Annotated in this window: 13 protein-coding genes; all 13 read right to left on the bottom strand. The window is 46.2% G+C overall.

Going from position 1 to position 12,908, the window contains the following annotated elements; genetic code table 11:
- Positions 1-19: 19 nt before the first annotated feature.
- Positions 20-949 carry an anti sigma factor C-terminal domain-containing protein gene (locus JUF10_RS08060; protein ID WP_203641692.1) on the bottom strand — a complete coding sequence of 310 codons (930 nt, stop codon included), beginning with the start codon at positions 947-949 and terminating at the stop codon, positions 20-22.
- The gene (locus JUF10_RS08055) at positions 946-1,425 is read right to left on the bottom strand and encodes an RNA polymerase sigma factor (RefSeq protein WP_203641691.1); all 480 of its coding nucleotides are present in this window, start codon (positions 1,423-1,425) and stop codon (positions 946-948) included. Before JUF10_RS08055 ends, JUF10_RS08060 begins: the two co-directional genes overlap by 4 nt.
- A 191-nt stretch (positions 1,426-1,616) precedes the next feature.
- Positions 1,617-1,916 (bottom strand): hypothetical protein, encoded by a 300-nt coding sequence (locus JUF10_RS08050; RefSeq protein WP_203641690.1) that lies wholly within the window; start codon positions 1,914-1,916, stop codon positions 1,617-1,619.
- Positions 1,917-2,006: 90 nt separating this feature from the next.
- Positions 2,007-2,651 (bottom strand): bifunctional 2-keto-4-hydroxyglutarate aldolase/2-keto-3-deoxy-6-phosphogluconate aldolase, encoded by a 645-nt coding sequence (locus tag JUF10_RS08045; protein WP_203641689.1) that lies wholly within the window; start codon positions 2,649-2,651, stop codon positions 2,007-2,009.
- A gap of 26 nt (positions 2,652-2,677) precedes the next feature.
- Entirely contained in the window at positions 2,678-3,232 is a 555-nt protein-coding gene (gene hxlB / locus JUF10_RS08040; protein ID WP_203641688.1) for a 6-phospho-3-hexuloisomerase, read from the bottom strand.
- Entirely contained in the window at positions 3,222-3,857 is a 636-nt protein-coding gene (locus tag JUF10_RS08035) for an orotidine 5'-phosphate decarboxylase / HUMPS family protein (protein ID WP_236008189.1), read from the bottom strand. Before JUF10_RS08035 ends, hxlB begins: the two co-directional genes overlap by 11 nt.
- 31 nt (positions 3,858-3,888) lie before the next feature.
- A complete protein-coding gene (locus JUF10_RS08030; protein WP_203641687.1) occupies positions 3,889-4,833 on the bottom strand; it encodes a sugar kinase in 945 nt (314 codons plus the stop codon).
- A 37-nt stretch (positions 4,834-4,870) separates the two neighbouring features.
- Positions 4,871-6,163 (bottom strand): gluconate:proton symporter, encoded by a 1,293-nt coding sequence (locus JUF10_RS08025; RefSeq protein ID WP_203641686.1) that lies wholly within the window; start codon positions 6,161-6,163, stop codon positions 4,871-4,873.
- 2 nt (positions 6,164-6,165) lie between these two features.
- On the bottom strand, positions 6,166-6,918 hold the full coding sequence (locus JUF10_RS08020; protein ID WP_203641685.1) for a sugar phosphate isomerase/epimerase family protein: 753 nt from the start codon (positions 6,916-6,918) through the stop codon (positions 6,166-6,168).
- Positions 6,919-7,109: 191 nt separating this feature from the next.
- Positions 7,110-8,111 carry a LacI family DNA-binding transcriptional regulator gene (locus tag JUF10_RS08015; RefSeq protein ID WP_203641684.1) on the bottom strand — a complete coding sequence of 334 codons (1,002 nt, stop codon included), beginning with the start codon at positions 8,109-8,111 and terminating at the stop codon, positions 7,110-7,112.
- 91 nt (positions 8,112-8,202) lie between these two features.
- Entirely contained in the window at positions 8,203-9,591 is a 1,389-nt protein-coding gene (locus tag JUF10_RS08010; protein ID WP_203641683.1) for a class II fumarate hydratase, read from the bottom strand.
- A gap of 502 nt (positions 9,592-10,093) precedes the next feature.
- The gene (locus JUF10_RS08005; protein ID WP_203641682.1) at positions 10,094-11,515 is read right to left on the bottom strand and encodes an anion permease; all 1,422 of its coding nucleotides are present in this window, start codon (positions 11,513-11,515) and stop codon (positions 10,094-10,096) included.
- A 280-nt stretch (positions 11,516-11,795) separates the two neighbouring features.
- Entirely contained in the window at positions 11,796-12,773 is a 978-nt protein-coding gene (locus JUF10_RS08000; protein ID WP_203641681.1) for an L-lactate dehydrogenase, read from the bottom strand.
- Positions 12,774-12,908: the final 135 nt, after the last annotated feature.

Genomic DNA, 12,908 nt, shown 5'->3' with positions numbered 1-12,908 from the left:
GGTTCTTGGCCTTTATTATCTACTTTATCACCGACCGTTGCTGGAAGAAGCCCGCTGAGCTGGCGTAGATCCAATCAGCATTGGCTAACGGTTTAAAGTTTTCGCTGTCCCCCGTTACGATAATGCCGGCGAACTTAGCCGTCTTTAGCGTCGGGTATTGCTTGGCGTATTTATGTGCATACTCTCCGACATAAAAGTTGTTATAACCGTAGTTGAAATCTAATTTTTCTAGAGTTTGACGGAAGCTGCGATAATAATTTTCATACTTCGTTGCCACCATGTGCCCCTTAGAATCGGCCTGCACCCCTAGGAAGTTATTGTCCATGGACGTGGCATCCGCCTTAGGACTCACGCCGATCCAGTACCAAACGGCATGGAGATTTTTCGGCAAGCGCTGTTGAATCTGCGCGTAGGTCAGGGGGTGGTCAAAGGAAACGGCGACTTCGGCAACCGCGCCCTTGGTTCTGGCCACCTTATTAACGTCATCCGCGCGCTGAACATCGGGATGCTTCACTTGTGGATTGTAAAATAGCGGGATCTTATGCTGCGTCAACCGGTCATAGGCGCCACTGTCGGTGGTATCGGTACTGTTCAAGGTATCGCCCGACTGATTTCCCAGCCAAGTCCACGAATAAGGCTGCACGATTGGCGACCAGGCCTCACGAACCCCCTCGATATCCTTATAACGATGACTGGTGACCTTGCCCCCCATGAAATTGGTATCGGCTAGGTAACGGTCACTGACGGAAATATTGGGCGACATCACCGTGGAGACCTGCTCAATGAAGCGGTCCTCCCGGCGAGACTCCTTACCGGCCTGCTGCTGCGTCCACCAATAACCTCCGACGGCTCCCACCAGCAAGACCACAATGACAATGCCGATAGTGACCAGCCACCGGACCACTTTGACTCGAATCGCTAATTGCCAAAACTTTTTCTCATCATTCATCCTCGTTCGCTCCTCATCATGATTTTCTCTAACTTCTTATGCACGCGGTGAAGCCGCATCTTAACCGCGGACGGCCTGATTTTGAGTTGTTCGGCCACCTGCGCAATCGACAAATTTTGCTCATAACGTAAGACTAATAAGTGCTGTTCCTTCCGTGATAACCGCGCCATGGCCTGTTCAATGCCCGAATCCGTCGGTTGCCTGGGTATTTCAGTCGCCGGTCCTAGATATTTTGCGACTAAGTCTTGATAACGCTGGGTACGTCGGTAATAATCCAGGTAAGTCGACCAAGCGACCCGGTACATGTATGGCCGTAATTTATCCGGCGGCAAAACTAATTCCATTTCCAACAATTTAACGAAGACGTCTTGCACGATGTCCTCCGCAACCTCGTGCCTGGCGCCCCGGCTGACTAAATAACGTTGAAGCTCCACCGCCATTTGTGCCATTAACTTTTCGTAATGCTGTAATCGCATGTCAACCTCCTCCCCTTACACCTATGTAACGAACGACTTCGTAAAAAGTAACGGTTTAATTTTAAATTTTTTTGATTGGCCGGGTGGACCGGCAGCCTCCAGTATACGGGAAACGCGGCTGGCTGGGAATCCATTCGGAATTTTTACGTCAAAAAAGGAAGCCTCACATGTCGCTAGGCTTCCTCACAAAACTACTTCAATTTAGCAATCACTAGTGACGGATCGACAACCCCATCCAGGAACTCATTCAAATCGGTTATCTCATGGACATCTGAAAAGTACGGGTCCATCGCCTGAATCGACTCAAAGCTCATGGCATCCGTCGATAAGACGTGCACACCATAATCGTATCCTGGAACCTGTTTCTGCTTGCTCAATTTACTCATGTCACGCCACGCGTTCATGATATCATCGCTATCTTGACTCGCCACATGATAGGCAAACGCCACGTCATCGAAATGGGATAGGGCTAGAAAATGTCTGTACATCAATTCCATAAACCTCCTTTAGTCGTCAGCATCTAGGTCTGTTACCACGTAAAGAAAAGGCAAGACCTTTAGCATGCCTTGCCTTTCAAAAAACTATTTAACGTCTTTATATGCTTTAAAGCTCTTCATGAATTCACGCGAACGTTTTTCAATGCCCTCAAGATCATCGATTCCCTTACCAACAATGCTACCGCCAGCGCCAACAACATAGGCACCTGCATCAAACCATTCTGGCAAATTATCGGCATTGACACCACCAGTTGGCATCAATTTAATCTTAGGAAATGGCCCATGTAATTCCTTCAAATATGTTGGGCCTAAAACTGTGGCCGGGAAAACCTTAATCAAGCCAAAACCAGCTGAAAACGCACGGTGTACTTCAGAGGGAGAGAAGCAACCCGGTACATAATTGATATCTTCACTGTGACAAAGCTCAGCAACATCTGGATTAAATGTTGGACTAACAATGAATTCTGCACCCGCTTGAATTGCCTCAAACGCTGACGTCGTATTTACAACAGTTCCAGCACCTATTAACACGTCTGTATCTTGATACTTGTCGTGCAATTGCTTAATTGCTTCGGCCGCATTGGGAACAGAATAAGTTAATTCAATTCCTTTGATGCCGCCCTTCACACAAGCTTCAACAATTTTTAGACTATCTTCGACACTATCAGCACGTACAACAACGACCGCACCAATTTCACCGACACGCTTAAAAACTTCTGACTGTTCCATCAAAAGACTCCTATTCTACCAAACTTTTACTCAAGATTCGTGTGTTCTTTTAAAGCCATACTATTGTCAGTGTGGTCACGTTCACTAAGTAATAAGCAAACCAAATCTAAGGTAACGTGAACCGTTTGATCAAATAACGTACTCAGCAACTGAATTGAATGAACGCCAGCACCAGTCTTCGTTGCACCAGGTACAATCAATACGTCATCTGCTTCCTTAGCCAAAGGTGATGTTGCATCGCTTGTGACACCAATTACTTCAACGCCAAGCTTTTTAGCTTTTTCAGCCGTCGAAACAACGCCACTGGTTTTGCCAGAACCAGAAACGGATACGAGAATATCGCCAGCAGCGAGCGATGGCGTAATTGTTTCGCCTAAAACATATACAGTGTAACCAATATGCATTAATCGCATGGCGAAACCTTTAGCTTGAAGCCCAGAACGCCCAGCCCCGTGAATGAAGATTCGCTTATCCTTGGTAATTCTAGAAATTACAGCATCTAAATCAGCCGGCTTAACATCATGCATAACTTGTGAGATTTCACCTAAAACCGTTTCAATTAATTGTTCATCATTTTTCATCGCTAACAACCTTTCCAAAACGCTTCGCTTCAGCTACCGGATCTATAGCTTTAACAATTCCCGAACCAACAATAGCAATATCAACAATACCTTGTTGTGCCAGAGCCACCGTATTGGCATAATCAATACCACCAGCGATTGCAATGTGCTTTACGGATGGGAAGCTTGTTCTAAAACTAGCCACTGTGTCACTCGCATTCGTAATTTTTCCACTATCCTTAGAGTGATGAATACAGTAAATAGCTTGATCAAAGCCTAAAACTTTCTCAATTTGAGATTCGTCCAATCCCATTAAATCAATCATCATAGTCTTATCTTGGTCCTGAGCCACCTGGTAACACTTTTCAAGAGTAGCTACTGAAGAAGCACCCATAACTGTTAAGATATCAGCTTTACTTTCAAATCCAACTTTAAATTCATATTCCCCTTCATCGATAGTTTTAATATCATAAAGTACTTGAGCGTTACCAAATACATTAGTTCTCTCAGCTAAGCGTTGGATACCGAAATCTTTCACTAGCGATGTTCCCCACTCAATGATATCAACGTACTGACTAATCTGCTTTGTTAAGCTCACAGCCTTATCTAAGTCAACACGATCAATTGCAGCCTGAATTTTCATCATTAATCTCCCACTCTTATGGATTCTCTAAAATTTACTTCATGTAGCTTTCAAGCTTAGCACGGTCAGGATAGCCATCGTTGTCACCGGGTGCTTGGACGGCTAAGGAACCAATAGCGTTACCTCGCTTAACAGCTTCTGAAATTGTCTTGCCTTCCAATAAAGCAGTTGCAATTCCAACCGCAAATCCATCACCAGCACCAACAGTATCAACAACTTTATCCGCACGATAACCACTAATCGTTGTGTTTGTACCATCTTTACTCTTGATGTAAGCCCCATCAGCACCAACTTTAACAATTACTGTATGAGTCTTCTCACTTTGATTTAAGTAGAAGTCAGCGATAGTTTCTGGATCTTCTGATCCTACCAAAATTTTTCCTTCAGCAACTCCTGGTAAAATGATGTCGGCTTGTTTAGCAAAGTTGTTAAGGTCTTTGACCATCTTTTCTTGCGTAGCCCACAGTTGTGGCCGCAAATTGGGATCGAAGGTCGTCGTGATATTATGTTCATTAATCAAATCAATAAAATGTTGGAATGCCTTTGAAGCTTGGTCAGAAATTGCTGGAAAGATACCTGACAAATGAACTAACTTGACGTCAGAAAAATCGATCTTATCTAAAATCGATTGATCAAAATGAGCAGCAGCTGAGCCCTTCCGGAAGTAGAAGATACCGGGGTCACCATGAGTCACCTTTTGCTTTAATTGAAATGCGGTCCAGTAATCAGGATTGCTAGTAATGTAGTCGGTTCCAATTTTGTTTTCATGTAACTGATCTTTGATGAAGTCACCAAAAGGATCTTCACCTAAACTCGTAATATATTGTGCACTATGTCCCAAACGAGAGACCCCAACAGCTACGTTAACTTCAGCACCTGCAAGATACTTATGAAAATTCAAAGCATCTTTTAATTCTTTGTCGTCATCTTCTGAGGCAAATAGGGAAATCGGTTCACCAATTGTTAAAAATTCACTCATAATTTAAATTCCTCCATGTATTCTTAATTTATTTATATTAGCCAAACATCGTCCATGCAATGATTTCATTAATAATAGAGACAATCCATACCACTGGTAGACCAGCTTTTAAAAACTTTCGACTATCCAGCTTAGTGTAGGTCAAGGCCCAAATATTCCAGGACTGCGTAACGTCCATGGAAACCGCTAACAATGTTGGAATGTACAGTACTGGTAACAAATACCATTGAGAGAACAAATGAGTAGCAGTCAAAACAGCTGCAGTTGCTGCCCCAGCCCCCCAAACATGTAATGGTCCACGGAACAATGCTAATGGTGCTAAAATACCTAAACCTAAAGCCAACCAAAGCGTATTTTGAGGCAAAATTGCCCGGAAAATGGACTCAAATCGACTTGTGTTCGCAGCTGCGGCAGCTGTAAACATTGATAATGCCAGCAAGAAGAAAATCAGACCAGCAATGTCAGAAATAGCTTGTTGCATGGTATCATTCATAAACTTAATTGCTTTTTTGGAACCATTCATCTTACCAGTCATTAGCATGGCTAATACCGTAGAAATAACTAGTGATGGAATGGCATCCCACTTCAAAAACATATTCAATAGAACCGGAACGATTGGAATAATGTAAGTCAGATATTGCCAACCAGAAGTGATTTTGAGCGTCTTAGCCTCATCTTCTGAGTCAGTCTTCAAGACTTCACGTTCACCATTCTTAATCCGTTTTGAGTTCAACAGTAAGAAGATTACAACCGCCAATAGTTGAACAATCATTCCTGCCCAACCGAAGGTCAAGTACTTTGATCCATAGGTAACATCTGGGAAGAAAGCTCTAACTTGGTTGAAAAGAACCACGTTCACATACATTGGTGCCCCAATTGACAGGGTAAATGCGGCAACAGCAATATCTTTAGGTACACCTAATGAAAATAGAATTGGTAATAAGATAACACCAATGGCAATTACAGAACCAACACCGTAAGCACTAACGAAGATAAACATCGTAACTAAGCAGACAAGAATAGCTGCTAGTACTGGATTCTTTTTACCAACCTTTTCTGTCTGACCACTGATACTACCGGCAATTCCACTATCAACCAATACCCGACCAAACCATGAACCAAAGACAATATAGATAATTGTTGGTCCATAATTTAATGCGGGCTGTGCAAAGATCTTATTGATTGCGGTATTAAATGGAACCATCCCAATGACAGCCCACAAAATAGCCATCCCTAAGAAGCCAACGGTCAAGTTACCACCCTTAATAATGTAAAAAATAAAAAGTACAAAAGAAATTAATAATAGACTTCCAATGATGACATTCGTCATACTTACTCACCAGCCTTAAGCAGATAACTCTTTACTAATTTGATTCCTTTGCTCAATTCAGCATCATTTTTTACTGGGTACTCAACAGCGATTGGTAGCCCACTTGGTAATTCATCAAGTGCTTTGCGCCAGTCAACCTCACCATCATCCAATGGTACAACCTGTGGCTTGCTGTTAACGTAAGTAACATCCTTGACATGAATATACCGAACATATTCTTTAAGCATCTTGATAGCTTCAAATTCATCTTGCTTAACGAAACGCCAATTACCTAAGTCATAAACATATTTAATATCTAAGTCGGCTTTTGCAGCGTTAATCAAGAAAGTTTCTAAAGCATTCATTGTGCCGCTGGTTTGAGTTTGGTCGTTTTCAACGTTAACCTGAATACCATAATTCATAACTTTATGTAATGCATTCTTCAAATTCCCTTCAAAGTGAGCATAATCACCAATGTTAAACTTAATGGCAAAAATCCCCATTTTCTTTGCTTCCTGCATATATTGGTCTAACTTAGGGTTTACAACACCATCGACAAAGACATTTTCGGGAACACTGTAGAATAGCTTTAAGCTGTCTTTTGTTGCTACTGCATTAATATCGGCTAATTCTTGGTCAAAATCCTTAATATATTCTCGACGAACTTCAGCGGCTGAAACACCTTGAGCAGCTACTTTTTCCAATAGATCGGCTTGTTTAACCCCACTATCCAGCTGTTGTTGATAAACCAAAGTGTTAATCACGATTTCACTCATTGTTCATTCCTCCTGATTGACATTGTCTGTATTTCGTAGTTAGGAAACCGGTTTCCTAACTCTACGAAAAATATTGTAATCGCTTTATTTACGAAAGTCAACACCTTGTTTTCAGATTCACAAGCTTCCATATTTAAAAAAGTCCTGAAAACACTTAATCAAAGCATTCTCAGGACCTCAAAATTTCATTATTAAATTGATTCACGGATATTAATCTTTGATGGAATAACTTTGGTCTCTTTAACTGACTCCCTTAGTGGGTCAATATCCGCTAGAAGCATTCGCATTGCCTCAGCACCAACGTCACTCGCATTCTGCTCAATACTTGTAATTGCGGGTTGTGCTAAAAAAGCCCAGTTCCAATCATCATATCCTGAAACACCGACCTCATCAGGAATTTTAATCCTTAAATCATCCAATATCCTTAAAACCATTAACAAGGTTTGACTATTACTAGCAAAGATGGCAATTTTTTCATCCTCACTGACCAGTTCACTAACTCTTTTTTTCATATCACTATAGGTATTAGTTAACTGCAAGTTTCCAACTTCTACTAGCTCCGATTCCAACGAATGCTCTTTAGCAACTTCTCTCATCCCTGCATACCGTTTTCTACGAACATCAGTAGTCAGTGATTCACTAAAAATAGCAATCTTTGAGTATCCCTTTTTAACAATATACTCAGCCAGATACTTAGTCGAAAGAGCGTTATCGACAATCACCGCAGGCCAGGTTTTAGGTGTTGTTTGCCGGTCAACAAGTACCATTGGACATCTCTTCCCAACCGATTCGTAACGTGAACTATCTTCACTGATTGGCTGAATCAATATCCCTTCGACAGACTGATCAACAAATTTTTTTAAGGCATCTTCTTCTGAGACCAACGAGTTATTTGACTCCATAATTACAAGTTGATAGTCGTTTTCACGAGCAACTGCACTAGCCCCACTCAATAATTTTGATGAGTATAAGTTTCCCATGTCAGCGACAATAAATCCAATCAATCCGCTACGATTAGTTTTTAGCATTTGAGCTTGTTTATTGGGCCGGTAATTCAATCTTTGAATTGTTTGACGAATTCTTTCCTGAGTATCGGCCGACATTTTACCATAGTTGCCGTTTAAAAACCGTGATATTGTTGCCTTCGACACGCCAGCCGCACTTGCTACTTCCGCAATGGTCATTTTCTTCATTTTAATTTTTTTCTATCCTCATAGTCATTCACCATAACCCGCTTTCCAAATTCATACATACAACTGACACTAATTCTATTAATACCCTACTTTATTTCTCTTCCCGATTCAAGTTCGTCATCGCCAACGGATCGACCCACGCGTCAAATTGTTCGGCCGTGACCTTACCCGACTTCAACGCGGCCGCCCGCAATGTCGTCCCCCGCTTTTCCGCCGCCTGAGCAATTTCGGCGCTGGCATGGTAACCGATGTGTGGCGATAAGGCTGTGACCGTCATCAACGAATTATCGACGAGCGCCTGCATGTGCTCAGTGTTGACCGTTATCCCATGCACTAATTTTGTGGTGAACCCATCGATTGTCCCCTGCAGTAAGTCCGTGGATTCCAGGAAAGTTTCCAGTAAGACTGGCTTGTACACGTTCATTTCGAAATTCCCCTGCGAGGCCGCCACCGTAATCGTCACGTCGTTGCCCATGACCCGGGTCGCCGCCATGGTTAAGGCCTCCGCCTGGGTTGGATTGACCTTGCCCGGCATGATCGATGACCCCGGTTCGTTCGCCGGGATATTCAATTCGTTATACCCCGCCCGCGGACCGCTCGCTAAGAAACGAATATCGTTGGCAATCTTAAACAGGTCACTTGCCAGCGTCTTGATGGCCCCGTGGACCACGTTTAGCCCGGAATGTGCCGCCAAGCCAAAGAACTTATTCGTCCGCGCCGTGAAGTGCTGTCCGTACGCCTGACTCAGCTGTTCCGCTACCGCCACGTCGAAGCCCGGCGCCGCGTTCAATCCCGTTCCAACGGCCGTGCCACCGATTGGTAGTTCCAACAGCGTGTCAGCCAACGATTGTAGGTAGTTCAGGTCATGCTCCAACATGCTGACCCAGCCGCTGACCTCTTGGCCAAACGTTAAGGGCGTGGCGTCCTGCAAATGGGTCCGACCGATTTTGACCACCCGCCAGTAAGCCGCTTGCTTCACCTTCAACTCGTCGATCAGTTGCTGCACACTGGTTTCCAGATCAATGACCGCCATTCGTGATGTGACTGCCATCGCCGTGGGAAATGTATCGTTGGAGCTTTGCCCGTGGTTGACGTCATCATTCGGCTGAACGCCGCTGGTTGGGTCAGATTTCACCGTCTGATGGGCGATGACCTCGTTGACGTTCATATTCGTCTGAGTCCCCGACCCCGTCTGATACACGTGCAACGGGAAATCCGGTCGCAACTGGTCGTCTGGCAACGCTAGTAAATCGTCAGCCGCTCGAATAATCAGTTGGGCCTTGGCTTCCTGCAGCTCACCCAAATCACGATTGGCGACTGCGGCCGCACGTTTCAACTGGAGCAACGCCCGAATCACTGGCATTGGCATCAGCGGTCCCGTTGTGAAGTTGTGGCGGCTCCGTTCCGTTTGTGGTCCCCAAAGGGCATCTTCTGGCACATTGACCGTGCCTATCGTATCTGCTTCCTGACGGTATTTCATGACAGTCTTCCTCTCAAATTCAATCTTAGATTCAGCATAACCATTGCAATGGTGTGTCGTCAACTAATCACAATCAGACTGAGGTTAAATTGCCGCGCTCCGGCTGCCAGGGATTCCGCCTGCTGTGGGGACGCTTCAGCCTGAGGTTCGGGCTTCTCGCTCGCTTTGAAGCCACGAAAATCACGTGTCTCCAAAGTCGCCCATATTGGTCGCTAGGCAGCGACCAATATTACCACGGCTGGCTGTATCCCTGTCCTCCTCCGGCTCAAACTGATTTTTTCATTGCAGTACCGTTGAATGACAGATAATTGTACCAAATGAGATTCCCGAATGAGATTACACTTACAACCAATTAATCTAATGCCACACTAAATTTTTTATTGTCTAATCACACAGAGTTTGTATCTAGCTTGATGTACCTGGAATTTGGCATACCTACACTAATCTGCTCATGACAACAAAAAAGGAGCCATGACCTTCGCCATAACTCCCAATTCAAAGCTTACCACATACCAATGACCTTTAACCACAACGACCCAATGCCGAACCAGACCACGATGTAGAAGACGCCGAGAATCGCGTTCATTCGCCACCAGTCGTTTTGTTTGACGTAGCCGGTTCCGAACAAAATCGTCGCCGGGCCGCTTGCATAGTGCGTGGTGGAACTAAAGAGAGCCCCACAGGTCGCTAGCAACATCGCCGCTAAAGTCGGTGGCACGCCCGCCGAAATCGCCACGCCCAATAACGCCGCGTACATCGCGCTCACGTGGGCGGTGCCGCTCGCAAACAGATAATGTGAGTAGAAGTAAAAGAGCAACAGAATCGCTAACACGAAAACCCAATTGATGCCGTGAAGACTGCCGCCGAGCGTCTTGGATAACCAGGGAATGAAGCCCAGCTTATTCAATTCGGTCGCCATGAAAATTAAAATGGAGAACCAGATCAACGTGCTCCAGGCACCCTTTTCATTCAAAATATCATCGACCGTCAGCACGCCACAGATGACCAAAATCGCCACGGCCAAGAAAGCGACCAGCGCGGCGTCCATGCCAATAAAGCTGGACGCAATCCAGAGAACTAACGCCAGTGCAAAGACCGCACACATGATTTTCTCGGCGCGACTCATCGGCCCCATTTTCGCTAGTTCCGCTTCGGCCCACGGCTTGGCATTCGGCGTATCCTTGATCTCTGGTGGGTACATCTTGTAAATCAAAAATGGCACGACCACTAAACTAATGGCCCCGGGGACAATGCCTGCCAGGAACCAGCCCATCCAGGTCAACGTCACGTGGTCCGCCTTTGCCAGCGATACCGCCAGCAGGTTCGGTGCCATGGCCGTCATGAACATCCCCGAAGTAATCACGTTGGCCTGAAATTCGGTGAACGTCAGGAAGGACCCAATCTTACGCTCCGTGCCATCCTTCGGGTTCGACCCAAACGTTGAGGCCAGTGAGTCGATGATAGGATAAACGATGCCGCCAGCCCGCGCCGTGTTGCTGGGTGTGGCCGCGGCCGTCAGTAAATCAACGCCCATCAAAGAATAGGCCAATCCCAGCGTTTTCTTGCCAAATAGTCGAACAAAGATCAGGGCCACCCGCCGGCCAAAACCGGTCTTGATGAACCCCCGCGACAGACAGTACGCCATGACGATCAGCCAGACCGTCTTGTTGCCAAAGCCGGTAACCGCAACATCCATCGGCACAACGCCCAACAGAACGGTTGTTGTAAACCCGACCAATGCCACCCCGGCAATCGGCAATGGCTGCGTGATACAGCCAATAATTGTCGCCACAAAGATGGCTAAAATATGCCAAGCAGCCACCGACACGCCAACTGGTTTAAGCGGTATCGCTAGCCAAATGATCAGACCCACCAGTAGCGGCCAAAAGAATTTGCGATACTTGATATTCGCTAATGATTCCATGAGACTTCCCCCTTACGCTCCTATGCCCAAATCCACTGCAAATCGCGTTCGGTCGAAGACCTGATTGGGCGTTCGACCTCTCCTGTCGCTAATCCTACAGCGTTCTTCGCCAAGGGGGCTGGCGGAACCGGTTGCCAAAAATTAGGTTACCCCGCTGAGTTAATTAACCAGTCAAAAGTTTGCTAAGAATTCGCGTACAGCACTCTTTTCGAACACCACCTGCGACAGTAAAAAAGGCAGACCTGCAACCACCGTCACAACCCTGCCTATACGTTTTGATTTAGCTCGCAAATGCCGCCGTCAATACCGACTGAACGGCACCCGCAGAGTGGGCCATTTTCTCCTGCTCCTCAGGACTCAATGGCAGCTCTAAAATATGGTTGATGCCGTTCGCATTGATGATGGCTGGTGTCCCCAAATACAGGCCGTGCTGATGATACTGGCCATCGAGGTAGGCGCCGACCGGTAAGACGGCATTTTCATTTGCCAAGACCGCTCGACTGATGCGGGCCAAACACGTAGCCACACCGTAGAACGTGGCTCCCTTCAGGCCGATGATCTTGCCACCCTTGGTCCGGGCCGCGGCTTCGATGTCAATCAATTCCTGGTTCGTGATGCCCCGTTGTTGAATGACATCCAATAACGGCTGGCCGCCCAACGTTGCGGCATGGAGTGCGGCAAATTCGGTATCCCCATGTTCACCGACCACGTTGACCTCCAACTGCTGTTGCGCCACTTGAAGGCGTTTAGCCAAGCCCACCTTGAAGCGGGCCGTATCGAGCGACGTGCCCGACCCAATCACTCTGGCTGGTGGAAAGCCCGACAATCGCTGCGTGGCGGCCGTCAAAATGTCGACTGGATTGGCGGCGACCAGAAAGATGCCAGCAAAACCACTCGCCACGATCGGTGTGACGATTGACCGCAAAATTTTTAAATTCTTAGTCACCAGGTCTAAGCGCGACTCCCCCGGCTGTCGGGGAACCCCCGCCGTGATGACGACGAGGTCAGCGTCACTGGCGTCCGCGTACGTCCCGGGCCGGACCGTCTTGGGCGTTGACCACAGTTGCGTGTCCTCTAGATCCAAACTATCCCCGACACAGTGTTTCTCCGCAATATCCACGATGACCAGTTCATCCATCACCGGCTGCTGCAACATCAGCAGCGCATACGATGAGCCAACAGCGCCATCCCCGACTAAAACAACCTTTTGGTGCCGCGTTTGATTGAACACGAGTCCCCATTCCCTTCTCCAAAACATTCTCGCTAGCGACGTGCCGGTTAAATTTCAGCTCGACTATAGCACAGCGGGGATAAAACACAATTGATTCGGACTATGGAACGATGGGTGAAAAATATAACCACCAAAAAAGTCGGCCCCCAACAGGACCGACTC

The sequence above is a fragment of the Levilactobacillus andaensis genome (assembly GCF_016861695.1).
GTDB lineage: Bacteria > Bacillota > Bacilli > Lactobacillales > Lactobacillaceae > Levilactobacillus > Levilactobacillus andaensis.
This window is presented reverse-complemented; position numbering and strand designations above follow the sequence as displayed.

What these genes read in the sequence shown, in the direction of transcription:
- JUF10_RS08030 (WP_203641687.1), bottom strand. Translation starts at nt 4,833, where the DNA reads ATGAGTGAATTTTTAACAATTGGTGAACCGATTTCCCTATTTGCCTCA.
- JUF10_RS08045 (WP_203641689.1), bottom strand. Translation starts at nt 2,651, where the DNA reads ATGGAACAGTCAGAAGTTTTTAAGCGTGTCGGTGAAATTGGTGCGGTC.
- JUF10_RS08035 (WP_236008189.1), bottom strand. Translation starts at nt 3,857, where the DNA reads ATGATGAAAATTCAGGCTGCAATTGATCGTGTTGACTTAGATAAGGCT.
- JUF10_RS08015 (WP_203641684.1), bottom strand. Translation starts at nt 8,111, where the DNA reads ATGAAGAAAATGACCATTGCGGAAGTAGCAAGTGCGGCTGGCGTGTCG.
- JUF10_RS08005 (WP_203641682.1), bottom strand. Translation starts at nt 11,515, where the DNA reads ATGGAATCATTAGCGAATATCAAGTATCGCAAATTCTTTTGGCCGCTA.
- JUF10_RS08010 (WP_203641683.1), bottom strand. Translation starts at nt 9,591, where the DNA reads ATGAAATACCGTCAGGAAGCAGATACGATAGGCACGGTCAATGTGCCA.
- JUF10_RS08025 (WP_203641686.1), bottom strand. Translation starts at nt 6,163, where the DNA reads ATGACGAATGTCATCATTGGAAGTCTATTATTAATTTCTTTTGTACTT.
- JUF10_RS08060 (WP_203641692.1), bottom strand. Translation starts at nt 949, where the DNA reads ATGAATGATGAGAAAAAGTTTTGGCAATTAGCGATTCGAGTCAAAGTG.
- JUF10_RS08055 (WP_203641691.1), bottom strand. Translation starts at nt 1,425, where the DNA reads ATGCGATTACAGCATTACGAAAAGTTAATGGCACAAATGGCGGTGGAG.
- hxlB (WP_203641688.1), bottom strand. Translation starts at nt 3,232, where the DNA reads ATGAAAAATGATGAACAATTAATTGAAACGGTTTTAGGTGAAATCTCA.
- JUF10_RS08000 (WP_203641681.1), bottom strand. Translation starts at nt 12,773, where the DNA reads ATGTTTTGGAGAAGGGAATGGGGACTCGTGTTCAATCAAACGCGGCAC.
- JUF10_RS08020 (WP_203641685.1), bottom strand. Translation starts at nt 6,918, where the DNA reads ATGAGTGAAATCGTGATTAACACTTTGGTTTATCAACAACAGCTGGAT.